This is a genomic window from Reinekea sp. (assembly GCF_046710285.1).
Taxonomy (GTDB): domain Bacteria; phylum Pseudomonadota; class Gammaproteobacteria; order Pseudomonadales; family Natronospirillaceae; genus Reinekea.
In genome coordinates this window covers 156,583-181,675 of the sequence record NZ_JBKEGY010000005.1, presented here as the reverse complement: position 1 = coordinate 181,675, position 25,093 = coordinate 156,583, and the positions used below count along the sequence as shown (strand labels likewise).

Annotated in this window: 21 protein-coding genes; 10 read left to right on the top strand and 11 right to left on the bottom strand. The window is 43.7% G+C overall.

Translation table 11 applies throughout. The features are described 5' to 3' along the window. Positions 1 to 18: 18 nt before the first annotated feature. The 4 genes from ACI882_RS05825 to cysK all read right to left on the bottom strand — a co-directional run bounded on the left by ACI882_RS05825 (position 19) and on the right by cysK (position 10,577). Positions 19 to 5,046: a PKD domain-containing protein gene (locus tag ACI882_RS05825; protein WP_411744776.1), complete on the bottom strand. Its 5,028-nt coding sequence runs from the start codon at positions 5,044 to 5,046 to the stop codon at positions 19 to 21. Continuing rightward, entirely contained in the window at positions 5,039 to 8,383 is a 3,345-nt protein-coding gene (locus tag ACI882_RS05820; protein WP_411744775.1) for a carboxypeptidase regulatory-like domain-containing protein, read from the bottom strand. Before ACI882_RS05820 ends, ACI882_RS05825 begins: the two co-directional genes overlap by 8 nt. 55 nt (positions 8,384 to 8,438) lie before the next feature. Next, positions 8,439 to 9,173 carry a PEP-CTERM sorting domain-containing protein gene (locus tag ACI882_RS05815; protein WP_411746302.1) on the bottom strand — a complete coding sequence of 245 codons (735 nt, stop codon included), beginning with the start codon at positions 9,171 to 9,173 and terminating at the stop codon, positions 8,439 to 8,441. Between the two features lie 465 nt (positions 9,174 to 9,638). Beyond that, positions 9,639 to 10,577 carry a cysteine synthase A gene (cysK, locus tag ACI882_RS05810; RefSeq protein WP_411744592.1) on the bottom strand — a complete coding sequence of 313 codons (939 nt, stop codon included), beginning with the start codon at positions 10,575 to 10,577 and terminating at the stop codon, positions 9,639 to 9,641. An 841-nt stretch (positions 10,578 to 11,418) separates the two neighbouring features. Here cysK and ACI882_RS05805 point away from each other — a divergent pair. The 4 genes from ACI882_RS05805 to ACI882_RS05790 all read left to right on the top strand — a co-directional run bounded on the left by ACI882_RS05805 (position 11,419) and on the right by ACI882_RS05790 (position 13,672). After that, entirely contained in the window at positions 11,419 to 11,976 is a 558-nt protein-coding gene (locus ACI882_RS05805) for a GNAT family N-acetyltransferase (protein ID WP_411744593.1), read from the top strand. Positions 11,977 to 12,047: 71 nt separating this feature from the next. Next, the gene (locus tag ACI882_RS05800) at positions 12,048 to 12,308 is read left to right on the top strand and encodes a YgiT-type zinc finger protein (protein WP_411744594.1); all 261 of its coding nucleotides are present in this window, start codon (positions 12,048 to 12,050) and stop codon (positions 12,306 to 12,308) included. Between the two features lie 115 nt (positions 12,309 to 12,423). Further along, on the top strand, positions 12,424 to 13,164 hold the full coding sequence (locus tag ACI882_RS05795) for an HAD family hydrolase (RefSeq protein ID WP_411744595.1): 741 nt from the start codon (positions 12,424 to 12,426) through the stop codon (positions 13,162 to 13,164). A 250-nt stretch (positions 13,165 to 13,414) separates the two neighbouring features. Continuing rightward, on the top strand, positions 13,415 to 13,672 hold the full coding sequence (locus ACI882_RS05790) for a hypothetical protein (RefSeq protein WP_411744596.1): 258 nt from the start codon (positions 13,415 to 13,417) through the stop codon (positions 13,670 to 13,672). Between the two features lie 267 nt (positions 13,673 to 13,939). Here the strand turns inward: ACI882_RS05790 and ACI882_RS05785 are convergent, their stop codons facing one another. Beyond that, positions 13,940 to 14,380: a MarR family winged helix-turn-helix transcriptional regulator gene (locus ACI882_RS05785; RefSeq protein WP_411744597.1), complete on the bottom strand. Its 441-nt coding sequence runs from the start codon at positions 14,378 to 14,380 to the stop codon at positions 13,940 to 13,942. Positions 14,381 to 14,473: 93 nt separating this feature from the next. Here ACI882_RS05785 and ACI882_RS05780 point away from each other — a divergent pair, with 93 nt between their 5' ends. After that, positions 14,474 to 14,932, top strand: a complete 459-nt coding sequence (locus ACI882_RS05780; protein WP_411744598.1) for a hypothetical protein — start codon at positions 14,474 to 14,476, stop codon at positions 14,930 to 14,932. 108 nt (positions 14,933 to 15,040) lie between these two features. Here the strand turns inward: ACI882_RS05780 and ACI882_RS05775 are convergent, their stop codons facing one another. After that, positions 15,041 to 16,171 carry a helix-turn-helix transcriptional regulator gene (locus ACI882_RS05775; RefSeq protein WP_411744599.1) on the bottom strand — a complete coding sequence of 377 codons (1,131 nt, stop codon included), beginning with the start codon at positions 16,169 to 16,171 and terminating at the stop codon, positions 15,041 to 15,043. Between the two features lie 257 nt (positions 16,172 to 16,428). On the opposite strand from ACI882_RS05775, the gene ACI882_RS05770 reads away from it, so the two are divergent. From ACI882_RS05770 to ACI882_RS05755, 4 genes are all read left to right on the top strand, one after another. Beyond that, positions 16,429 to 17,004, top strand: coding sequence for an OmpW family outer membrane protein (locus ACI882_RS05770; protein ID WP_411744600.1), 576 nt, complete (start codon positions 16,429 to 16,431; stop codon positions 17,002 to 17,004). 289 nt (positions 17,005 to 17,293) lie between these two features. Further along, positions 17,294 to 17,968 carry a hypothetical protein gene (locus ACI882_RS05765; protein WP_411744601.1) on the top strand — a complete coding sequence of 225 codons (675 nt, stop codon included), beginning with the start codon at positions 17,294 to 17,296 and terminating at the stop codon, positions 17,966 to 17,968. 85 nt (positions 17,969 to 18,053) lie between these two features. Beyond that, positions 18,054 to 18,311: a type II toxin-antitoxin system Phd/YefM family antitoxin gene (locus ACI882_RS05760; protein WP_411744602.1), complete on the top strand. Its 258-nt coding sequence runs from the start codon at positions 18,054 to 18,056 to the stop codon at positions 18,309 to 18,311. Further along, a complete protein-coding gene (locus ACI882_RS05755) occupies positions 18,299 to 18,595 on the top strand; it encodes a type II toxin-antitoxin system RelE/ParE family toxin (RefSeq protein WP_411744603.1) in 297 nt (98 codons plus the stop codon). The genes ACI882_RS05760 and ACI882_RS05755 overlap by 13 nt, the downstream gene beginning before the upstream one ends. Before the next feature lie 195 nt (positions 18,596 to 18,790). Here the strand turns inward: ACI882_RS05755 and ACI882_RS05750 are convergent, their stop codons facing one another. The 3 genes from ACI882_RS05750 to ACI882_RS05740 are packed head-to-tail and all read right to left on the bottom strand — an operon-like array spanning position 18,791 to position 21,725. Continuing rightward, complete coding sequence (locus ACI882_RS05750; RefSeq protein WP_411744604.1) at positions 18,791 to 19,435, bottom strand: hypothetical protein; 645 nt, start codon at positions 19,433 to 19,435, stop codon at positions 18,791 to 18,793. Further along, positions 19,432 to 20,034, bottom strand: a complete 603-nt coding sequence (locus ACI882_RS05745; protein ID WP_411744605.1) for a sigma-70 family RNA polymerase sigma factor — start codon at positions 20,032 to 20,034, stop codon at positions 19,432 to 19,434. Before ACI882_RS05745 ends, ACI882_RS05750 begins: the two co-directional genes overlap by 4 nt. Beyond that, positions 20,031 to 21,725 carry a vWA domain-containing protein gene (locus ACI882_RS05740; protein WP_411744606.1) on the bottom strand — a complete coding sequence of 565 codons (1,695 nt, stop codon included), beginning with the start codon at positions 21,723 to 21,725 and terminating at the stop codon, positions 20,031 to 20,033. The genes ACI882_RS05745 and ACI882_RS05740 overlap by 4 nt, the downstream gene beginning before the upstream one ends. A 255-nt stretch (positions 21,726 to 21,980) precedes the next feature. On the opposite strand from ACI882_RS05740, the gene ACI882_RS05735 reads away from it, so the two are divergent. Then, positions 21,981 to 22,322, top strand: a complete 342-nt coding sequence (locus ACI882_RS05735) for a PBPRA1643 family SWIM/SEC-C metal-binding motif protein (RefSeq protein WP_411744607.1) — start codon at positions 21,981 to 21,983, stop codon at positions 22,320 to 22,322. A 309-nt stretch (positions 22,323 to 22,631) separates the two neighbouring features. Here the strand turns inward: ACI882_RS05735 and ACI882_RS05730 are convergent, their stop codons facing one another. Both ACI882_RS05730 and ACI882_RS05725 read right to left on the bottom strand, forming a co-directional pair. Continuing rightward, the gene (locus ACI882_RS05730) at positions 22,632 to 24,095 is read right to left on the bottom strand and encodes a TrkH family potassium uptake protein (RefSeq protein WP_411744608.1); all 1,464 of its coding nucleotides are present in this window, start codon (positions 24,093 to 24,095) and stop codon (positions 22,632 to 22,634) included. A gap of 580 nt (positions 24,096 to 24,675) precedes the next feature. Further along, on the bottom strand, positions 24,676 to 25,086 hold the full coding sequence (locus ACI882_RS05725) for a dipeptidase (RefSeq protein ID WP_411748448.1): 411 nt from the start codon (positions 25,084 to 25,086) through the stop codon (positions 24,676 to 24,678). Positions 25,087 to 25,093 lie beyond the last annotated feature (7 nt).

Below are 25,093 nucleotides of genomic sequence, written 5' to 3'. Positions count from 1 at the left end.
AGGCCTGCCTTCCGTAAACTACCAAGTAGCGATGTATAGGTTAATTTGGCTGCCGCGAGGTAACCGGCTGTTTCTTGGTGAATCTTGCTGTATAACTCGACCTGCTTCGACTGCGTTGGTGCGAACAAAGATAACTTCGCCAATAGTAAAGCTGTCAATCGCTGCTGCGGCTTCTGCCTCTTCGACAGTTAAGCCGCGAAGATCGGGCACTAAGTTGTAGAGAACGCGTCGATCGGGAATGCTCGAAATGATCTGAGATTCACAGCTGCGGTAAAAATAGTAATCACCGTCACCATAGTCACCGTAATCTCCATAGTCGCCGTAGTCGCCAAAATAGAGCTCGTCGCTGAAATGAGGTTCATAACCACCATACTCACCATAATCATCTGAAAAGAATTCTCGTTCAAATCGGTAGTAGTATTGGGTACCATTGGTAACCGCTTCGTCTATGTAAACGGAGTAAGTGTTGTTGGTATCGCCCACCCATTCATAGGGGCCTTCAAAATTTGTTGAGCGATAAATATCAACCCAGGTGGTGTCATCACTGTATTCCCAAGTTAATTGCACCTTGCCGGATTTCGGGCGAATGTCCAAATTGTTGATACAGGCTTCGGCTCCATAAATATAAACGGTGTCTACATCTTGTAGCTCGCCATCACTCGCCGTAACTTGAGCAATGTAGTCACCAGGCTCATCGGCAATGAAAGATGTGTATCGGTACTCTGGGTCTTCAATAACGGCTAAGCTGCCCTCTGGCTTTTCAATGAGCTCCCATTTTACTGATACGCTGTCACCGTTGTTGTCGTAGGTATATGCGCTGATATCGACACGGTCACCCGAATAAATAGTTTGGTAGGTATCTAAATAAGCATCTACACTCGGCGCAACGTTGGCTGTTGTATAGGTCACTGTATCCGCGTTGCTCCACACAGTGCCGTCATACACTCGAAGCTGGATGACATAGTCACCGTCGTAGCTTGGGCTAAAATAAGGCGTCGCTGTATTGGCTTCGTATAATGTAGGGCGATACCAATAACGCGGTGTGCTGATAATACTCCATTGATACTGCAGGGCATCGCCGTCAGCATCGAACGACTCATTACCATCTAAGTAATTGTTGCTGTAGCGAACTAAGCTGCCATCAGGGCCGGCGTTCGCGACGGGAGGCACATTGCCAACGGTGACCGTTGTTCTATCTGCATCACTGTTCATTGCGCCATCGCTAACGATAAGCTCGAAAATATAATCGCCTTGTACATCGATATCGAAGAAGGGCCGAGCTGACTTACCGTTGATCAATTTGGCCGTACTTGTAGGCGGTCGACTAATCATCTGCCAGTCATAAAATAACTGGTCGCCATTCACGTCAAAACTTGATGAGCCATCCAGGGTGACACGGTCGCCGACTTGACCCGACAGAGTTGCTCCAGCATCGGCTACTGGCGCTAGATTTCCAGCGCTCAAGATCACTTGATCTTTGGCGACTCCGCCAGCGTCATCGGTTACGGTTAGCTCCGCAATGTAGACACCTTCTACGTCTACCTCAAAAGATGGCGAACCGGTATCGGGCTCAACTAGTTGGGCGCTGCTGCCTTCTGGTTTTGAAACAAAAGACCAAGCAAACTCTAGTAAATCGTTGTCATCGTCGGTGGTGTTTAAACCATTTAGCTGCACGTTCTGCATCAATGTAATCAATTGATCTGGGCCGGCATCAACATTCGGTAATCTGTTGGTTACTGTGATGCTCACTAACTTAGGTAAACTTTCTTCTGTTCCGTTATTAACTGAAAGTTCAAAGTTATAGGTTCCCTGTTGATCAATTAGGAAAGATTGAATGGGATCTACCTCATCCGTAATTTCAATTAATGAATTGTCTGGTTTATCAATTAGTGTCCATTGGTAAGTGAGTGATAATCCGTCGGATTCTCGACTGCCTGTCGCATCGAGTGTCAGCGTATCGCCTACTTCGAGTGTTTGCGCATTTCCGGGTACCGCGATTAAGTTATAGACATCGAATAGTGCTAAGCCTAAGGTTTTATCTATACCTGCATTAGTCGTCTTAACGACACAAGCGAATTGCCCTGTACTCAGCCCGGCGGCGGTTGAGCCTATATAGGCTTCGTTGATTTCATCAAGCGCGGGTATGGTGATCAGCTTGATTCCCGAATCTGTTAATACTTGATTCGTAACATCCAAAATATTCGATGTTATTTCAACATTGGCTTGGTCTCGAACACTTGAGTTTACAAAAGTCTCATGACAAGTTTGATCATCACCTCTGAGAAGCTCCGGGTGCTGTGCACTGACCGAGCCCGTAACGACTGAGTTGCTGTTCTCTAAAATATTGATTGTATAGCTACTCACACCAGCTAAGTTATCGTCTGCATCGTAAAGATAAATCCAAACGGTGTAGACACCGGTTGCTATATCGTCAAGTTGAAAGCTTTGGTTAATCGTCAGTGACTCGCCCGGTGCGACAGAACTCAATGCCTTTTCATGAGACTCCATAATTTGGCCAGTTGAATTAACCAATTGCACAACAGATCGGCCACCACCAAATATTTCATTTTGAGTTACGTTATTGATCTGGACTGAAACCGGGACGATATCTGTAGCACTAAAATCAACCTGTTCTATGATGATGCCGTTTCCGGCGTTCAAACCAATAGCGGCATCAATATCTAGGGGGTAAAGAACATCGGTTCCGCGTACTACTTGGAAAAGATAATTTGTTTCATTAACAATTTGATCTTCGCGTAGCAATGTTGCCTTCGCCGTATATTCACCCGCAAATTGGCCTGCGGAATTCCAATCCCAATTAATGTTGGTTGTGGCACCGCCATCTAGTTGGGGTACATCGATCACAGTCGCCGCTAAAGATTCTCCATTGGGTCCTATAATTTCTAATTGCAGCTCGGCATCAAATAGAGTGTCTGACAAGTTTTCAATTTGCGAAGTAATGATTATGTCGCTATTAGGTCCCACATTATTGGTGTTGGCTGTTAAATTCAGCGCGAACGCCGATGAAGCCACCAAAACTGACTGTGGCCCCAGTGTTTTGACCTTTCTAGCGCTGTGCGGCTTGTTTAAATAAGAAAGGGTTAGTGACTTAGTTACGATGCGTTGCTCACCTTCTCTTGGTGCTAACAATGCTACGTCAAAATCAAACGCTTGAAGCTCACTGGATAACAGTTTATCAAACGACCATGTAATGGTTACATCATCTGGAGTCGACACGATACTGTCAGGAACTTTTGAAAAACTAGCTTCATTAACGACAACGCGATCACCGTTGACCACACTAACGACTTTAACATCGACAAGTGCAGACTCAGAGGGCACTTCAACTGGAATGCTCGTTTGGTTGCCAAAAAGATCTTCGGCGATAAGTGTTGCAGACCCTGGTAATCTAGGATCTATTGTTTTAACGCCAAACGCGAATAAAGGATAGCGTGAGCTGGTCACGGAACGAATATCGAGTTCAACATTTTGTGAGCCGTCAGCAAGTTTTAAGGTAACGAAACCAACATCTTTATCGAGTACACCGTTGCCATTTAGATCTTCACCGGGGTCCAAAACATTATTGAAATTTGCATCTTCACTGCGCCCGTCAATTAGGCCGTTTCCATTTAAGTCTTCACCTAGGTCTAGAATGCCATTGGCGTTAAGGTCTTCATTATCCGATACGTAACCTGCCATTTGATGGCCGATGTGTCGTAATGAACTGATATTGGGAGCATAAGTATCGACGCGTGGTGAAATATCCGCGAAGGCTTGACCAGCGGGGTAGCCATAAGAGTCGTAAGCATTAAAACCATAGACATAAGCACCAAATGGTTTATCTGCGACCATAGCATGCTGGCCAATACTCAGTGAGAGTTGGCCACCAATATAGTTACTACCCGGAATCTCGTTGAAGTTTGATATATCTACTAAATTACCATCAAGTAAAAGATTGGTTCCAGCCTCAACGACAACGTTAACAAAGTTATTTACAAAACCATCCGCAGGTGTCGTAAATAAATATTCACTTAAAAACTGTTCAAACGGAACAATGTTCATCATGAATGGATCGGCATTGATGTTATCTGCGCCTTGCCCCATCGCATATTGCGCAACCATAATAGGTTTGCTCGATGCCACTGACATAGGGCCGTTGATAACGGCCTCATAAAATTCACCTGCTGCTAATATCGCCACGACCTGTCCGTTCACATCGACAGGCGTGTTATCTTCAGACGCCATTACACGAAATACATCTCCTGAAAGGCGTGTTGCAAGTGGAATAAGATCATAATGATAGCCCCAGTTATTCACCGGAATCATGGTCTCTACTAAGTAGTCACACCAACCAATTCGGCTATCTCGAGAAGGGACGTCGGCACACTCGTGTGCACCGTATACGCCAATCGGTAAAGAAGCGCGAATAAAAGTGCCCGATACGTCTTCTTCGTACGAACCAAGCTGAAAGGTTTGACCTTTATTTAAGGTGATCTGTTGAACTTCATGAGCTAAAAAGCTTGAGTTGATGTCAACACTTGGAATTATTTGAACTTGGGTGTTGTCCTCGGTTGCAACAATGACAAGTTCTGAATCTAATCGCCAATTATTTCGATTAAGAGGGTAGTAGCTTAGAATATAATACTCACGACCCAGTACATCGTTTGGTAATGCGGTAAAACCGTCGGTGGTGAACCTCACCTCATTCATGCCATAGACAGAAATATCTTGAGAGGATTCAACAAACACGCCTAAATCTTTAATCTCACCCGAACCCAAGCGGTTTGCCGCTTGCGGTAAAGCGAGCGTGCCGACTTCCCCCGCTAACACCTGTAGCGTTTCTTCAATGGCTAAGCCTGGGATGGTCACTTTTACTTCTGTGTTTTCTTGCGCTGAGAAAAACAGCGTCGGAATGCCTGAGCCTTCGTAGTTAGTCGGGAACGCTATTGTAAAATCTTTACCCAGTACGTCATTGGCGAGACTCAACATTGGTGTCGTCGCTAGTGCAAGGGTCGTTATTGCTGTATTACGTTGAGAATTATTCACCGAAGTACTCCTTTCCTTCTAACTGAATATTAACCGTGATTGCCTTTTCTTGATTTGGGTAGACAAGGTCGTCACTCAAAGATTGTGTTACGTCTATACGAATTGAAGGTGATGCTAATAGCGGTTCACTCATCACCTTATGTTGAGTGCCATAAAGCGTTGATACGACTTCCAGTTGATGACTGCCTTCACTCAGTATCAAGACTTCCATTGGCGGCAAATCGAGTGTTAGGTTTTGCGTGTTTGGATGCCATTCGTCCCTCAACAACTCAGATTTAGCAATGATAGAACCGCTCGGATTTATGATTTGATAGTAAACGGTCAGGTTGCCATCTGTGTTTGATCCATTGGTTAGCTCAATGGTGGGCTCAAAAAGTGTGAGCTCACCAACATCTAATGTATTTCCGACATGCAGTAGGTTACTTGTTTGGATATTGTGGGTTGCTTCAATGACAACGTCTTTAAATACCTCATGTAACACCAAGCTATTCGGACCGACGCCAGAATTCGCCGTCAATAAACGATAGGCTGCCTGATAAGTATCAGCTAAAAGGTTTTGAGACTCCCAACGGAGCTGAGAGGTGACTGAGCTATTTGCAGGCACCTTAATACCGGTGGCTTGTACTACATTGCCCGCTTCATCTAACCCGCGTGTATAGATCATCATTTCATTGTCTTGGTTAAACAAATTAAATTCGAGATGTACAAACTTGTCGGTCGCGGTGTTATTTACTAAGACAACATTTTCAATTACTTCTTGATAAGCACCAAATTCTAAAAATTCCAAATCTGAACGGTCTATAGAGACGCCAACACCAGTAGAGAGCGCTAACCCAACATCGAACTGATGCGCGATAGGGCGGTCTAATTGAATTAAATGTGATTGCCGCGCATAACCAGAAGCCGCAACGATGATTGATTGCTCACCTAAGGCTAAGTTTTCCAGTACATAGTGACCATACTCATCGGTGATTGCCGTTTGTTGACTGACTTGGCTCGCGATGAGTGCACCTGATAAAGGCGCTAGTGTCGTTGAATCAATAATACGGCCGAATAGCTTAGGGCTAGGTAATTGTTCTTCTAATAAGATATCCCCAAGCGCAACATTAGACCCAGGCGTAACTTGTATTGGGCGTACAAAATCAAAATAGTCTGGTGCAGAAATATTTAAGTTATAGGTACCGGGAATCAACCCATCAAGAAGTATTTCGTGTTCAGATGCGGAGCTCCAAACATAGAGAGGAGCATCAAGGCTATCCACAAGTTCTGCTGTTGCACCCAATACAGGTTGTTGAGTGGATTCGCTTAAGAGTAGGGCCGTGAGGGTCGATGTTCGAGTATCAACGGCATCATCTTGTAGCAATTCTACTTGCAGAGCTGAACGGTTACCGGCAAATAATTCTACATTTCCCGATTCAGTTAAGTAGCCATCCCTTTCAACAGAGATGTGGACTGTTTCAGTTCCAAACTGATAAAAAGCCACAAGGCCAGTTGCATTGGTTATTGAAGATAACGATTGAGAACCACTCACTGAAACCGAAGAGCCTTCGATAGGGCTCCCACTATTCCGGTCAAGGACGGTAATGATAAACTCTGAGTTCGTCGGCAAGTTTTCTTGTGGTTCATGTGAGTCATCTACTGTCCCAACCTCATCAGCCCCTGCAGGTTGCAACACGACATTAAGGTTGAAGTTATGGCCCATAACAATGGAAACTTGACTCGCAACAACGTTGTATCCAACTTTTGAAACAGTAAAGGTTAAATTGCCTTTGACATCGAACACTTTGGATACATGGCCATAACCGCCTGTTGACAGATAGATTGACTCAGAGTTGCCGCTAAAATCGCCACGAACCGCGGCATACTTAACGGGGTCTCCATGCACATCAACAACATTAAAAAGCACACTAGATGTAGAAGGTGTTCCCGCTAAGGGGTCTGCACCTGGATTACTATTAGGTTTCAATGATGGGTTAAAGCTAAGCGTGCGGCCTGCTACGGCTTCGGCTTGCGCAGATACTACTTGATAGCCTTCACGATTTACTCGAATAGATAAAGCGCCTGGTACAATATTTGGTATTTGATAATACCCATTAGCATCAGTCAGCACTTCCGTATTATGCGCACCCGAAATAGTAACCTTAGCACCGCTTATAGCCGCATTGGATGTGGAGTCGAGAACCTTACCCAACAGTATTGCAGAAGTGGGAACGGCGCTCATTTGAACTACCGCCAGGGTACGGGTTGTGTTTGGAACCACCGTAATATCTGAAACTATTTTTTGTTCATAGCCTTCAGCGCTTACAACTAAGTTATAGCTTCCGCCTTCTATATTATTAAATATAAAGTCTCCATCGGTTCCATCTAAATTATAAGTATTGAGTGCGGACTCAAGTATTGCATTAAAGCTTTGAATGGATACGGAGCTGTCTCTGTCGACAATATTACCCAGAATAACCGTCGGTACGGTTGATAATATCGCATCAGCAGCATCGGCGTTTAACGCTTGAATGGCCAATGCCGTTTCATACACCTTGCCTGCCCAACTGCCGTCAGAACTTTGTTGTTGCTTTAAGCGTGATAAATAAGGAGTCATCGTCAATGGATCAGGATAGGTCGGAAAAATAGCATTGATGGCGGTAGCGCTGGTTGCTATATCTGACCATAAACCTGTAGAGCCGTTTACTTGGGATAAAATGTATTGCCTAGCTTGAAAGACGGCGGTGGTCGCATCTTGTTGTGTTAATCCGCGAGCCATCCATAAGGTTTTTGTCACAGATGCGGTTAGATATACTGACGGAATACCGTCACTGTATCGCCATGCACCATCTGACCCTTGCATTGAAATTAGGAAGCTTAAGCCTTGATTTAAAGCGTTGTTATCAATATTACCTGAGACAAGCAACGCTGTAACTGCGTGAGCAGTGTCGATAACGGTAGACTCAGAGTTAGGGCCGCTACCAAAGCCACCATCGTAATTCTGGCGTTGTAACACTGTGTTGACTTGCTCGCTTACATCAAGACCCGCTCGAATTTTAATGGAAATAGCGTTAGCTAAATTAATGGTATCGCTGGCACTAGTATCTACAAAAATCTGAATGCTTGAGCTCTCTAGCGGTTTTAAATTATTGTCTAACGACACCATTGTTGCGTAGGTAGAATCTATCGGGGAGACCAGTTCATTGGTCGTTGCATAGAAGCCAACACCATCTATTTGCTGTTCTAACCAACTAAGCCCGTTGTCAACTTCTGTAGCAGAAAAAACCAATGTTGGTATAGACATCAACATCAGCAATGACAGGCGAGAAAGTTTGGCAAATATTTTTTTGGGTGTCATAAAAAGCTCCTTTTGAAACATCCCGATTTAAGTAGTGAATACCCGTAACACAATGCTAGTTTGAAGTTCGACGCACACGGTAAAGAGCGGCTATGCCAAGTAGAAATAGCGCTAAAGATGCAGGCTCGGGTACTTCATTAGGCGCAGCGACATCAACATTTGAAAAATAAGTTAAAAATCCGTTGAAAAAATATTCTTCATTGCTGTTCTCATCAAAATGACGGAGTCCGCCAATGTTTGATTCACTTACCTGAAAGGTCAGCTCGAAAAATTCACCGGTGTCTAATTTTTCTAGAAAAAAGCCTAATGAGAAGGCAACATCATCTTCAGTACCTTCCAGTGCATTGGTGTTATCACCTTTTGCGTAGTCGAGCATGTTCCAGATTAGGTCTCCCGAGGTATTGCCAGGCTCGTCAATTTCCCAGCTAACGGCTTCCGTATTGCCGACATACTCTCCAGACTCATTGGTGAATGAATTATCGTATTGGCTTAGCTCGGCATCCCAAAAAACCGATGAATGCATACCAAGTATCGATTCAGATCCGTTATTTGTGACTGTCCATGCGAATGAACCTAAGTTGTTGCTATCTAGGTTGTTTTCGAATTCGACGGTTAAACCATAATCACTGAAATCTGAATAGTCATAACCAATTTCATCGTGTTCGAGAACAGTGCCGATTGAATCAGAATAGTTAAATAGAGCCAGCTCTTGAATATCAATGATTGCGGCGGTGACAGTACCAGAGAGTAAAGTGGTGATTAATATTGTCGAGGGGGCTAAATATTTCATGTGTGATCTATCCTAGATAAATTTTTCAACACGGGACTTTATCAGCAGAGCATTGAAATAACTAACACCCTTAGAAAGATCACTTGAAAGAAAAAAGACAGGTTTCTGAGCGTTAGTAAAAAAAATCGACACTTGATAATAAAAGAGAAAACTTGGATATATCTGTGTTTTAAAGAAAAATGATGGATATGGAGTTTTGGACAACTTGTCGAGTGTCGAATTAACTTACACTTTGGCTTTGATTTAGTGCATTTTGTCTAAAGAGACTCATTGATAAAAAAATAGTACTTTTTTAATATTTGCGACGTAGTTCAAATTTAGGTGTGATCAGTGAGTTAGTTTTTGTGAAATATTTTTGGTTTTAATTTATTTGGTGTGGCAAAGTAAAAGGGTAAACAGGAAAAGAAGGAAAATTAAAGGTGCTCATTAACAGTAAGCTAATAAGAGCACCCAGTGTGATAGTGTTTAATCAACCAAGTCAGCAAACAACGGCGTCGATAAATAACGTTCGCCAAAAGATGGAATAATAACGACTATTAATTTCCCAGCGTTCTCTTCGCGTTTGGCGACTTCTAATGCGCTCCAAACAGCTGCACCGGACGAAATGCCCACGAGTAAACCTTCTTTGCTAGCCATGGCTCGTGCTGTGGCAAAGGCATCTTCGTTACTTACCTGAATCGTTTCATCTAGTAAGCTGACGTCTAAGTTCTTTGGAATAAAGCCAGCGCCAATACCTTGTATTGGGTGTGGCCCTTTTGCGCCACCAGAAATAACCGGTGATGCTGTAGGTTCAACGGCAATCGCTTTGAAGTTTGGGTTCTTCGCTTTTAAAGTTCTGGCTACCCCTGTAATGGTGCCGCCTGTGCCAACGCCTGCCACTAAAATATCGGCCGTGCCGTCGGTGTCGTTCCATATTTCTTCTGCGGTTGTTGTTGCATGAATTTCTGGGTTGGCTGGGTTCTCAAATTGTTGTGGCACAAAAAAGGCACTTGGGTCTGCGCTGGCAATTTCATTTGCTTTAGCAATGGCACCACCCATACCGTCAGGGCCAGGAGTGAGTACTAACTCTGCGCCATAGGCTTTTAACAACATGCGACGTTCTTTCGACATGGTTTCTGGCATGGTCAGTATGCACTTATAACCTTTCGATGCAGCGACCATCGCGAGCGCGATGCCGGTATTACCTGAAGTTGGCTCTACAATGGTCATGCCCGCTTTCAAAGCGCCGCTGGCTTCAGCATCGGCAATCATAGCAGCGCCAATACGGTCTTTAACAGATTTACCCGGGTTAAAAAATTCAAGTTTAACCACTACGGTTGCTTTGCAGCCTTCCGTTAAACGGTTTAGCTTAACCAAAGGCGTATTGCCGATTAAATCTGTGACACTATTTGCAATTTTCATCATTCGCTCCTTAATAGAATGACCGCAGTATAAAGGCAGGCAGTGAAAGTGTTTAATATCAAAATGAACTACACAGCAGCCGAACAGTTATGACCCGCTGTGCCTAGGCACCGTTTTTTTGTTTTTAACCCGTAGCTAGTAGCCCGAAGCCAAAAACCGTCCTCAGCGAAAAACCGCACCCAGTCTCCCAATCACCCTTGCTCGGTCGCTGTTCGCGCATCCGTGCGCCGCTAAGCTTCGGCATCCATGCCTCAGATTCCCGATCAAGGCTAATTGCGAGCCTAGGGGCTAACCACGGTACTTTTTTAGTTTTTTAAACACGAAGCCCGCAGCCCACAGCCAAAAACCGCCCCCAGTCTCCCAATCACCCTTACTCGGTCGCTGTTCGTGCGTCCATGCCCCGCTAAGCTTCGGCATCCATGCCTCAGATTCCCGATCAAGGCTAATTGCGAGCCTAGGGGCTAACCACGGTACCGTTTTTTGCTTTTAACCCGCAGTCCGTAGCCAAAAACATAAACACAGAGAATCCCTCGATTTTGAGTCTCCTCGACCTGTTCACCCGGCATGTACATCGCAGCGACGTTTTAGCGCGAAATAATAGTTTTAAGGGCAGGCTACAAAAACATCCAACTTCTTAAAAAAAATGGGTTGTTGAGACCTTTATTCACATTTATATGTCTGTACGACGCTTTTTAATGTTGTGAAATTGACAAGATTAATGGAAAGCTACAGTATGACTGGACTATAAAAAAAAATTAAGAAGAACGCTCAGTATAAAGCGTCTTTCGGGTATATACGTCTCTGGGACGTTGAATAAAATGTTATATTTCTTTGGGAGACTAGATTGGACTTTCCAAATTTAGAGACTGAGCGGTTAAGGCTGACACAACTTACGACCAATGATGTCGCGTCTATCTTTGAATTATTTTCCGATCCAAAGGTCATCCAATTCTATGATTTCGAAGAATTCAGAGATGACCTACAAGCTGAAATATTTATAAACCGAATGAAGGAACGGTTTGAAGCCGGAACTGGTATTCGCTGGGGAATAAGGCTAAAAGAAACTGAAAAGTTTGTAGGGACTTGTGGTTTCAATTCATGGAGTAAGAATATGAAATCAGGAGTCATTGGTTATGACTTGTTACCAGTATTTTGGGGCCAAGGAATAATGACGGAGGCTGTAAGCATAGTATTGAAGTCTGCGTTTTCAGGGAAACTTCCTTGTAACATGATTAATCGAGTTGAAGCAGACACAATACCGGGAAACTTCGGATCTGAGGCGGTTTTGTTGAAGCTAGGGTTCAAGGAAGAGGGACTTAGACGGCAAAGTGGATACTGGAAAAACCAGTTTCATGATCTTAAGTGCTTTGGTCTAATCAAAAGCGAGTACGTCGAAATATAACAATCAAAGGCAGTCGACGCGAAAAACCGCGCAACTGCTGCAAGCATTATGAGCTATTAGGATTTGAGTGAATGAAAGATCTTCATCGCTGCGAAAATATGAAATTGGCAGAGGCTTGGTATGAACAAGCCGAAGGTTACTTTGTGCTGAGTTTGAATAGAGTGGCAACAGAAATAGACCTACAGGAAAATCACCATTTAGAAGAAGAAGGCCAGACTATCGAGACAGTAGCAATAAAAGTACTTTATTGTCCCTATTGTGGTGAAAAATTTGATGGTGCCAGCAATTCATTGTCTCCTTCATTTGTACATCATGACTTTTCCAAATGGTAACATTGAATCTCATAATAAAAAATTGTTGTTCAAGCCCAAGGAAAACCGCATACGCGGTGGGCTTCGGACTCGCCAACTCGCTGAATATATGGGCGTTCGAGTTTTTAGGAGAACTATGAGTAAAGCTGTATTTTTTGATCTCGATAATACTCTTGTTCATAGAAATAAAAGCATTTTGGCATACTCAGAAAGGTTCTTCGAAAGATATTCCGAAGAGCTAGTGGATGTTAGTCCAGTAGAAATTTCGAATATCATTTTTTCACAGGACAATGGTGGTTACTTGCCAGCAGGTTCATCTTACAAAAGCATCAAAGATGCTGTATCACATGAACTTCACAAAGAAATTATCCATAGTTCTAAAGTATCGGTTGAAGATATTCGAGATCACTGGATACACTGTTTCCCTAAATGCGCTATTCCAATGAACGGTGCAAATGAAACGCTAACTCACTTAGCTCAAGAAGGGTATCATCTCGGAATAATATCTAATGGTGCGGACGGTTCTCGAATGGCTACGGCCAAAAGTTTATCTGCCTATCACTATATTAATCAGCTAGTTAGTTCTGAGGCAGCTGGCATTAGTAAACCTAATAGTAAGATATTTACCCATTCAGTTTTTGATGCCGGGTTCATACCTGAACAATGCTGGTATGTCGGAGATCACCCAATAAATGATATAGTTGGTGCTCGGAAAGCAGGAATGCAAACTATATGGCTGAAGGGCTTTCATTCATGGCCGAATAATATAGAGGCGCCGGCTCACTCAGTAGAGTCATTGGCTGAAGTGAAATCTGTAATCGAGTCAAACTCTAACAATCAAAGACAGGCGAGGCAAAAATACGCGCGCCTGCCTTAAGCGTTAGAATTCTTATATGAAAATAGGCACGCTAGTGAAATTTTCTGTTATCCGATCAAGTCGACTTCTGGAATTGTTGTTGATTCTTGCGATGTAGATGCCGGGGATTGAGTGGCGATAGGCAGTTCGCAATTTATGTCCAAGACGGAAAGATTGCAAGTGGCAAAAAACTCAGCGCTTCTTTAGACTCGACGATATCACTGATGTATGAGTTGAGCGAGATAGTTCAAGTTTATGCGTGGTATCCTAAGTGGGCAGTAAGTATATCATTCCAAGCGAAGAACTAGACTGCTTCTTAAGTGAGTTATTGAGAGCTTATCTTCAAGTTAAATCTGAATTTAAGATACCGTATATGGATGACGGTCAGGTTCATTTAATCACAACGGCAGATCTGGACGGGCTAAACGAAAAATACGTCGCAGCACTTACATCGACTAGGTTTAGACCGAACTTGGTAATTGCATCTGAGTTTCTTTCTTTAGATATTCTAAAAAGCGATACCATTTAAAGTTGGTGGTGTTTTGTTTAAGCCTACCAAGCAGACTGAGCGTTGCCGCATGGTAACAATGGCTCTGCGGAACCTAGGCTCTTAAAAACGGTTGCCAAATTCGGGAAGGTGAATTTTGGAATATTCCTCCAGCCAATTAAGCTAGGCCGTGTAGCAGCGGGTAGTAGGATTGAACTTTTGTAACTCTAAGGAATTGCAGTACTCAGCCCGTTCAGGGCTTTTTGGCTAAGCACTCATTCACGTTCAAGTTTTGTCAGTGTGGCGTTGTTAATCAATATTGTTTGAAATGCGTTTAAGAACAGACAGTGTCGTTTTAAGTTCTTCTTGAGTGATGCCTGCTGAACAGGAAGTTGCCCACCCTGATTGCTCTTCATACAGTTTTAAATATATTTCGTTTCCATAATCTGAAAGGCTTATCAGCTTTGCACGTTTATGGTCGGGGTTTTGATGAAATAACAAGAAACCATCTTTGTGCATCGCATCAACTAGTCGTTGTACCGCCTGTCGTGTCAGTCCCATTCTTCTGGCTATTTGCGAAGCGGTTTGCGGTTCACCAGCTATGTAAAGTGCACCCAAAATTTTCCATCGGGCACTCGTAACCCCATATTCCAGCCCCATCTGGTCACCTTCACGTATTAAGAAGCCTCCCAGCTTAAACACTTCAAGAACAATTTTAGTAAATACTTGGCCTTTATGAGATACCTTCATTTGTAATCCTACAAGTAATGACAGCATGTTGACAATTTGGACTTTCGCGCACACAATGACAATATGTTACCAACTTTTCCTCTGGAGAGCATCATGATCTTAATAATTCATCGAATATCCGCCGTTATTGCCATGGCATGTATAGCTTTGTTTTTTTCATCAACGATCATTGTAGAACTTATAGGGGCTGCTGAGTCTATCGTTATTGTGAAAAGCCTAATTGTGTGGCCTGGATTGTTTATTCTCGTACCTTCTATCGCATTAACAGGTGGTAGTGGGTTTGTCTTGTCGAAATCTAGGAATGGAAAACTTGTTGAAAGAAAGAAGAAGAGAATGCCTTTTGTTGGTGTGAATGGAATAGTTGTGTTGGTTCCATGCGCAATTGTTCTTGATCGCTGGGCATCGGCAGGTAGCTTTGATACCCAATTCTATATGGTGCAATGCCTAGAATTGTTTGCTGGGGCAATCAACCTCATGTTGATGGGGATGAATATGAAAGATGGACTTAGAATGAGTGGTCGGCTTGGGAGTTCGCCAATAATTAGCCGTTAACCTATAGGCACCGTTGAATGCTGGCGTTTAGGCCGAAGACAAACCGCCAAGGCTTACAGTTTGGCCTAAACAGGTGATTTGCCTAGCTCGGTCTCACTCAATAGCAGCTCAAGACGACTTATATTTACTCGGAGTCATGCCTGTTCTCTTCTTAAACGCATTATAAAATGATGAGCGAGTGTTGTAACCGACGGAAAAAGCGATGTCTAAAACAGATTGTTGACTGGTTTTTAGCGCTTCTTTCGCGGCCTCAATTCGAGCATCATTAATGTATCCGTAAAAAGTCGTCTGCATTTCTTGGCTAAAAACTTGTGATAAATAATGAACGGAAATGCCGAGTTCCGATGCGAGTGTTGATGCATCGATGTCGGGGTTTAAGTAATACTTTTCCCCCATCACTTTTCGTTCAATCTTACCCGCGATGCGTTTAAGGCGTTCATCATCAATCGAGGAGTTAGAGTATTTTTGCTCTGGGCTTTCTTCCGGTTCAGAATCTGGTCGGGGTTCTGGTTCTATATGGGAAAACGCCGGTCTTCTGTTTAATGTTTGAATGCAAAAAATCCAAATAAGCAGAAGGACCAGCAAAGAAAGCACGGTTTCGCTGATAAACGGTGACATTAGAGTGGAGGTTGCGCCCAAAACAACGAGCGCATAAAACCATGTAAGCACCAACAAGCTCGTAAAGCCGATAAGCCATTCTAGCTTCTTGCCTTCATGGTCTGCAAATTCGTTATTCAACTGTTGGTGATACGCCTTGGTATTGATCACGATTCTGCCGAGGTAAAAAACACTGAGGATCGTCCAGCTGACCAAGAGAAGGGCAAACCCAGCCGAATTAATAGCCACCCAAAGTGAAAGCTGCTCTGTGTCGTTAAAAAACATGTTATTGAAGTCTTCCGTCGGCATTAAGCCAATGGAAAGGCTGAGTAGACCAGCAAAGCCAATAGGGATCCAATGAATGCTTCGTTTAGGGAAGCCAGGCTGATTGCCATGGGCGGCCATCAACTGCTGATACCCGTAAATCATCGGTAGCAACAAGAAAAAGACCACCGGAATTGAGGCGATATATAGCCTGGCGAATAGGCCGCCATGATCCAACATGTAAGAGCCCGATATCAGCCAACTGAGTATGATAATGACGCCTGCCGCGAGCTTACTTGATTGGTGATTGACCGGATTCAGATAGAGCAGCGATAGAAACAAAAGTCCTATGCCTACGCTTATCCCGTCTATAAACATCCTGAATTCCTTAGAAATTTCTTAAAAACCTGTTCTTTGGTTGTCCTTCTGCTGTCCTTCTCAATTGGAAAGGACGAAGACAGCGGCAAAAAGGCTAAAAATAGCCCCATCAACTTTTGATGAAAACTTTAAAAAGAAGATGGACTCAATGGACAACGAAACGGTCAACGCCAGTTAACACTGTTAGTTGGCGCACTTTTTCCGACCGTCATTATTCCATCATTGATTAACATTTAACTCAACCGGAGAATTTTAAAATGAAACAACCCTTTAAGCTATCAATTGCCATTGCTGTCACTCTGTCCACGGCCATGCTAACCGTGGCCCATGCGAATGACTCATTCGTAACCACTAAAGCCTACTTTGGCGGTAAGACTATTGATGACAATGCCTGGAGTGCACAAGATGGCCATGGCGCAATAGGTATACTGACTGATTTTAATACCGGGTTTCAAGGTGTGCGTGTTGCCCTCGACTTATTTGGATCGGGCAGTGAAGACGGTACCAATAGCCAAGTAAAAGGTACCTATATGGCAGAGGCGCACCTTGGTTTAAGAAAGGTCTTTGACCTGCCATCCCAATTTAAACCTTATATCGGTGGCGGCATTAACTTTGCGTATGCCTCGCAGACAAACGATGACGGATCAGGAGCGACAGAAGAAGAAGACATGGACACTGGGATATGGCTAAACGGCGGTGTCGACTACTTATTGACCGATAAAGTCACCGCGGGTGTTGATCTGCGCTACGCTACCTCTAATGTGGCGCTGTATGGCAAATCGGTAAAGCTTGATGCAACAGCGATCGGTATTTCCTTAGGGTATCGTTGGTAAGTAGCCATATTAATAGTATTAAGAAAACCAAAGCAGAGTTGAGTGCTTCCTCGATGCCTCAACTCGCCTTGACGAGATAGTTAGACAAATGCGATGGGCAAAGCAGAGTAGTTATAGGGGAGATATACCGATGCAGACACAAACCCCGCCCATCAACATTTAAAAACCTCAAACAGGACTAAAAACTTTACCCTTCTGCTGTCCTTCTCACGGGGAGAGGACGAAGACAGTGGCAGAAAGGCGCAAAATGGCGTCATCAACTTGAGATCAACGCTGAGGAAATAGAAAGATGGATACAATGATTAACCAAACGAACCAGGGCCAACGCAACCTAAAACCACTTGCTGGCGTAGCCTTTATCGGTATGGCGCTTTGCTATATTACACTTTTTGCCATCTATGGTGCTGTGTTAAGCACACCGGCCGATGTGAGCACGGCAGAAAAGATTGCTTACCTCATTGAAAACAAAGGGTTGTTTAACTTTACCTACATTTTGGGCTATGTCCTTTTTTCTTGCTTACTGTGCTTTTGCGTTTATGTCATTGGAGGCCTTTACCAGCAGGTGTCTCAGCCAGCCATGGCTATGGCCACGCTATTTGGCTACTTTTGGGTTGTGGTTTTGTTGTGCACCGGCATGATCGGCATTAGTTCAAGTGAGCTAATTGCGAGTTTAAGCACCGCTAACCCTGCAGCGGCCGAAGCGATCTACTATGCCAGAATCTTATTGATAGAAAGTCTGGGTGGCGGTATCGAATTTATTGGTGGTGTGTGGATGTTCGTACTCGGAGCGGTAAGCTGGCGTCACGGTTTGCTATCAAAGGCTCTGTCTGCGTTCACGCTGGTAAAAGCAGCCATCGGTATACTAACCCTGTTCTGCGCAGATTCGATATTGCGTGATTTGTTCGGAATTACCGGGATCATCTGGTTTATCTGGATGGGCATTGCCATGATCAAGAAGCCCTAGGGCTGAGCGTTCACCCCTGTATTTGACCTATCACGAAAGTATCACTATAGTATCACTGTAAGATGTTTTTGATTAGGTAATATTTATGAAAGTTGAGCTAGTTACAACACTGAAAAGGCACGCAACTAAGATACTTGCCGAACTGCATCAATCTAAAGAACCTGTATTAATCACTGAGCATGGCCAGCCTTCAGCATATTTAGTCGATGTTCAGGACTATGACTTTATGCAACGTAGAATGCAAATTCTAGAGGGTATCGCAAAAGGTGAGAAAGCCGTTTTAGAAAATCGCGTATTCACCCAAACGCAAGCAAAAGAGAAAATGTCTAAGTGGCTCAAGTAATATGGACTGAGCCTGCCCTTAGTGATTTAGAAAATATTGCTGAGTATATTGCATTGAGTAATGTTGCTGCTGCAAAACAGCTTGTTAAAACAATTTTCAATAAAACTGAACGGCTTGAGCAGCACCCAATGTCTGGGCGTAAACCATCTGAATTAAAATCATTGAATTATAGGGAGATTATAGTTAATCCTTGCCGTATTTTTTATAAGATTGAGAGCGATACTGTGTATATCCTCTTTGTTATGCGTCAAGAACAAGAACTAAGAAAACTTCTATTGGGTTAACAAGGCACAGCAACGGCCCCCACACTTCGTCATACCTTTTGCAAAAAACCGCAATAGTTGGGCCTAATTGCTACGCGGTTGTCTGCAGCGTTCAACAGAGCACTATCAATGGCAGCTTTGTTATGCGCTAACACATACTATAGCCCTGTGAACACTAACAACGATACCGGTTTTTTTAAAACCCGCAGCCCGAAGCTAATAACAATCTCCATCATCAGTCCTTTCAAACAACCACTCCCCCTCAACCCATGTCGCCTTAACCCAGCCTTCCAAATCTGTCTTCGCGTCGAGTTCAATGGGTTCTTGATCGCAGTTTTCAAATTGCCCAAGCGGACCATTAATCACCAATAGAATAACTGGGCTTTCAGGTTGTTCTATCGCGTCAGCGGCAGTGATTTCATTCACACTATCGGACATCATGAGTTCTTCTAACGGTTGTGCGCTATCTGTCGATTTCAGTGCTTTGGCTTTTGCCTCGGCAGGCGCGCTTTCATAACTTAGGTCGCTTTCTGTTTGTTCGGCTGCGATGGTGAATGTGGAGCTTATTTCGCTGCTTCGATTTGCTGCACTAGGCGCATTGGTGCTTGGTAAGCTTTGAGGTGCGGCAACGAATGCAAGGTCTTCATTAAACTGCTCACGGTTTGGCACAATGAGTACCACGGTCATAATACTGGCGAAGGCGATCGGTAGGGCTAGTTGCCAGCGCGTTATGCGTTTTGTTTTTTTCTTTTTGGCTTGCTGTGTTAATTGCTCGCGCAATGCGGCGGGCAAAGTATGGTTGGCTTTGCGCTGTTGATAGAGTTGTTCTAGGGTGACCTTTTTTGGGGTATCGTTATTCATGCTATCACCTCTAAGCGTTCTTTCAGCGTTTTGCGGGCAAATCTAATGCGGCTTTTGATGGTTTCAAAACCATCGCCGGTAATTAGGCTGATGTCTTCTAGGGCGAACCCTTCTAGTTGTAGCATTAACGCTTCACGTTGTGGAAAGGGTAGGGCTGTTAATGCGTCGTCGAAGGCTTGTTGCAATCCTTCTCGCTCTAATACTGAAAAAGTATCGGCTTGGTCGGTTAGCGCTTCTTCGTGTTCTTCAATGGGTTGCCAATCCCAGCGGGCTAGGCGTCTTAGTTCGTCGATGAGTCCATTGCGGCCAAGCGTAAATAGCCAAGTACGAAACTTGGCGGTTTTACTTTGATAGGCGGTTGGCTTTTCTATCACTTTTAACCAGGTGTGTTGCGAGACATCTTCGGCTAACACAGCGTCGGCTAGGGTTATTAAGAAGTGATATAATGCATCGCCATGACGGCTAATCAAGGCTTCAATAATATCGGGGTGCTGGCTGTGTATATACTGCAATAACAACTCAGCATCGCTTAAGTTGGTGGCGCTCGAAAATGGGTTCTTCGATTGCCACCAGTTTTTTAATGGGTTAGCTAGGCTCATTGATTTCCTTGTAAGCTTTGCGCATTTCGCACCAACTGTAGCAGTTGTTGACGATATCCCCAACGGTCATTCTCTAATCCTGTTTGAATGAGTGTTTCAGTATCGGCATAGTTGAAGTTTTGCACATAGGGGCTTTGACGAAGCTGTTCGGCAAATGCGGCGACGCCGGTAACAAAGTCCATGGTATCGGAAGCATCGTTTACAACCTGTTTGACGGGTATGTTCATCAGTTCACTGTGGCTGTTGCTTGGCAGTTTATAGCGAACTTTTACGAAGGCTAACTCTGAAGAGATTGGTTGCGCTGCTTTCGTTTGGGTAGTTGTGTAGCGCAGTGGGTCGTTAAAACGAAACTCGCCTTGTGTGGGTACAATTTCATACAATGCGGTGACGGTATGGCCTGAGCCCATTTCACCGGCATCTATTTTATCGTTGTTGAAATCTTCACGATTAAGCTGGCGATTGTCATAGCCAATGAGTCGGTATTCCGCGACATTTTTTGGGTTAAATTCGACCTGTATTTTCACGTCTTTCGCAACGGTCTGTAAGGTTGCGGTGAGTTGTTCTGAAAATATTTTCCGAGCTTCTTGGTAACTGTCAATGTAATACGCAACGCCGTTGCCGTGGTTGCTTAACTCTTCCATGAGGTGATCATTATAGTTGCCGGTACCAAAGCCAAGCACGTTTAAAAAGACGCCACTTTCTCGTTTGCTTTCAATCAGGTCTTTTAGGCTATCGATGCCAACCGTTCCGACGTTGAAATCGCCATCGGTGCCGATGATGACACGGTTAATTGAATCTTTATCAAAGTTCGTTTGTGCCAGCTCGTATGCTAAATGAATACCTGCACTACCATGGGTGCTACCACCGGAACGCAGTTGGTTAATTGCATTGATGATGGTTTGCTTTTGATCGCCTGCCGTCGGCTCAAGTGCTACTCCAGAATCACCGGCGTATACGACGATAGATACATGGTCTTGCGGTCGCAGCTGATCGACTAATAAGTTGAATGATTTCTGCATTAGGGGAAGTTTGTCTGGGTTACCCATACTGCCGGATACATCTAATAAAAACACAAGGTTCAAGGGGGGCAAATCAGCCATATTGCTTTTATAGGCTTGCAGCGAAACGCGCATGAGCTGTGTGTTTTCATTCCAAGGCGTTATGGTGAGCTCGGTTTCTATCGCAATGGGCTCTCGCATGTCTGTGGGTGCTTTTAAGCCGTAATCGAAGTAGTTAATGAACTCTTCTACTCGAATTGCGTCAGCCGGTGGTAGCGACCCGTGCTCTAAATAACGGCGGGCGTTGGTATAACTTGCCGTATCAACATCGGTCGAAAAGGTGCTGACGGGTTCGTCGATGACTATCTTGATTGGCGATATGTCGGTATTGGCGTATTTTTCGTCGTTTGCGATGGGCAGCCCCATGTCGTTATCGATAATGGTTCGATCAAGCAAAGGTGTTTGGGCTAAAGCCATGACTTCGCCAGAAACAGCATCCGATTCATAATTAGCGGTAGGTGCTAGTTTAACGGCTTTTTGAAGGGTCGTGGCCGGTGCAGTTGCGATAACTTCAGCGAGTTCAGAGCGCGCTGTTTTAGATTCTGCATGGCTAATATCATTGTGTGACGTAGTTGCTCCGCAAGCGGTAATAATAGCAATGCTCAGTAGGCTTAGTGGGGTTGATAGCTTCATGGTTAAGTCTCATTGTGTGGTTTGTATGACTTAAACGACTCAGGGTGGGAAAAGGGGTAACTATTTTTTATTTTTTTATTTTGACTTCCATGCCAATGAACGTCCTAGTTTTACAGCATCTCAGCTTAGAATATTGTGATTTAGGTTAAAAAATCACCTAAATGATGCGTCACATGGTATATTGCGCGCCCGCAAAATGGCTTGCCCGAATTTACCGAGTGCGCCTTATTATTGAATTCAGATAAAGGTAGCAGTATGGCAGATAAGTTTTTCTTCAAAGGCCGTCAAGAATCGCGTCAGCATCACACTCAGCTTGGCTTTCAAACCAATCCTAGCCAAAAAATAGGCAGTAAGAAGTACCCGTTGAATTTAGTGGTCACTTCTGAAGAGCGTCAGCACGAGTTAGCGCATATAGTGACCGAGGCAGGTTTGTTTGCGCAAATCACGCTGGATCGCAATGAAGGTGCCGTTGAATCGATTACTGAACTAACCACCGCGCTAAACAAAGTTGAGACGGTGGTCTTAGACAAAGTGCCTGAGCGAAACGAGCCTTGTCTTTGTGGCAGTGGTAAGAAATATAAAAAGTGCTGTGGGTAAGTTGCTTTCATAGCCGATAAACAGCACCTGAAGTATTCCTAAATAAAGCTAAAGTTGAAACCGGTTTAACTACGGTGTGAGCGAGAGGCAATATCCTTTGATATCTACCACCTCAGCCATATTAGTATTGCTAGAATTAATTCTATCGGATACCTCGGTACTGAGCATTTAGGGCGCACTTAGCATCAGGTATAAGCTCAAATGCTGCGGACTTAGTTTCAATATGTGTAATAGTGTTTTTTGATAATACATCAAACGGATTCGTTATTTTTTGCTAGGCGAGCTGGTGAAGTAATAACAACACACTTGTTATGATCGCCAAAACTTGGGAGCAAACAGTACGACTACTGTTAAAAATTCTAACCGACCCAGTATCATTGCAAATGTTAAAATAGCTAAGCCAGTATTACTGACAGGTTGGAAGTTATCTGACAGCACACCAAAAGCAGGGCCTAGAACATTAAGGCATGAACTAACAGCTGAAAGGGAGGACCATAAGTCTAACCCTGTTGTCATTAAGAGCAGAGTCAAAGCTAGTGATGATAAAATAACAAAAAATATAAAAGCAGTTGTATTCCTAACGATATCGCTGCTTATAGATTTGCCTTGGTATTTAATAGCAAAAACACCTTTCGGATGTATTAGGCGCTTTATTTCTCTTCTGACTAATTTAAAAATAATGATGGTGCGTATAATCTTACTGCCGCCTGCAGTTGACCCAGAGCATCCACCAAGGTAACTGGAAATAATCAATAAAAACAGAATAGCGATAGGCCATGTTGCAAAATTTTCCGCACCGAAGCCGGTGCTAGTGATAAAAGAAATGACAATGAAAGTGGCATGATTGAGAGACTTTAATTTGCTTATACCGTCATCATTTTGTATTAACAGTAAAAAAGAGATTATTGAAATTGTTAGGCATAATAATAAGAAAACACGCGATTCTTCATTTTGAAATAATAATCTAACGTCTTTAGTTTTTAACAATTTGAAGTGAATGCCGAAATTTAAAGCGCCGATGATCATAAAAATATCTGATACTAAATATATTGCTTCACTGTGATACCAACCTAGGCTTGCATCATGAATAGAAAAACCACCTGTAGATACCGTCGTTAAGCTATGAGCAAAAGCATCGTAAATATCCATTCCGGCAGCATAGTAGGCTATCGCACACAAGGCAGTAATGAACACGTAAACAGACCATAAATAATGAGTTGTTTTCATGGTTCTAGCGGCCAATTTATCATCTTTAATCGGTCCGGGCACTTCTGACTTGAGCAACTTCATGCCACCAACATTCAAGTTAGGTAAAATTGCTACGACAAAAATAACAATCCCTAAGCCTCCAAGCCATTGCAGAAATTGCCGATAGATTAAGAAGCTAGGCGGCAGGCTGTCTAACCCCGATAAAATGGTAGCGCCGGTGGTTGTTAATGCACTAAAAGATTCAAATGCCGCATGCATAAAGTCAACATGAGTCACTATCGAAATGGGTACAGCAGAAAGTAACCCTACGATCAACCATGACAAGACAGCAAATAGTGGCGCCACTTTAATGCGAATACTAACGATCACTCGCCGAGTGGCACTCCAAAGAATTAGAGCGCAGCCCATATATAGCGCGCCTAGTTCAAAGAAAATAGAATGCAAGTTGTCACGGAAAACTGTCAACGAGGCAAATCCAAACAACGTGAAAAGGCAACCTACGGTCAGTATGGGGTATATGGCTAGTTTGATGACACTGGTTAAATGTATTCCATTTTTAATCATACGCACCTCCAATAGAGTGAACGACAAAGAGACTCAATGGGTTATTCGTTAAAAAAACCACACCTAGGTGTTCAGTAGTTAAATTTATACAGTAGGCGTTTGTCTTGGGGTTAGATATCCTGAGCTCAGGTGCGTTTGGGCGGAGCTTGAGGAAGTTTTGGAAAGCTGATCAGTCTATATATAGTGCGGAGGTTAGTAGGTGTTCTTGCGTGTTGTTCGCTGGTAAAGCGTTGGCTGGTTACAGGGGTTAGCAAAATAAGCGAGCTTAGAAAGTCATCATTAGATTCCCCTTCAAACTCAGCTACTTCACTATAGTCATTTATATCGATAACCTGGTCACACACGCTGGTCCCTAGCGTAAATGAGCTCGTTAAGAGAAACGCAATAAGAGCCAATGTTAAGGTCAGTCTATTTGCCATAAACCAGTCTGTGGAAAGCCAATGAATTATCGAGATTATAGACTAATGTCTGGTGACTACCATTGTTTTGGAGTCTGTTATGTACTTTAGTGACTTAAAGCAGGCCCAATAAAGTATAGTGAGCCTGTTTATTTCCTTTTATCGTTCTTTATGCTTACTTTTTAACGGTTATTCGGCAGGCGCTCGCTGAACACACGTAGAATATTACCTCCCATGATTTTGGTTATGATTGCCTCTGACATGCCAAGCGCTAACAATTCATGCGTAATGGCGGCATATTCTGAAGCATCCATTTCAGTGTGAACCGAACCGTCAAAGTCTGACCCCAAACCTACATGGTCTTCGCCCACTAACTCAACGGCAGCTTGAATGGCCGATGCGATGCCTTTGGGGGAATACTCACACACGGCATCCCAAAAACCTATACCAATAACACCGCCGGTTGCGGCTATGTCTTGCATGAGTTCATCATGAATATTTCTTGGCGATTCGCAGTGGCCGTGAGTGCCAGTATGGCTGACCACAACCGGGTGCGTGATAATTTTTAAGGCTTCTTTAACGACTGCTTCTATGAGTGAG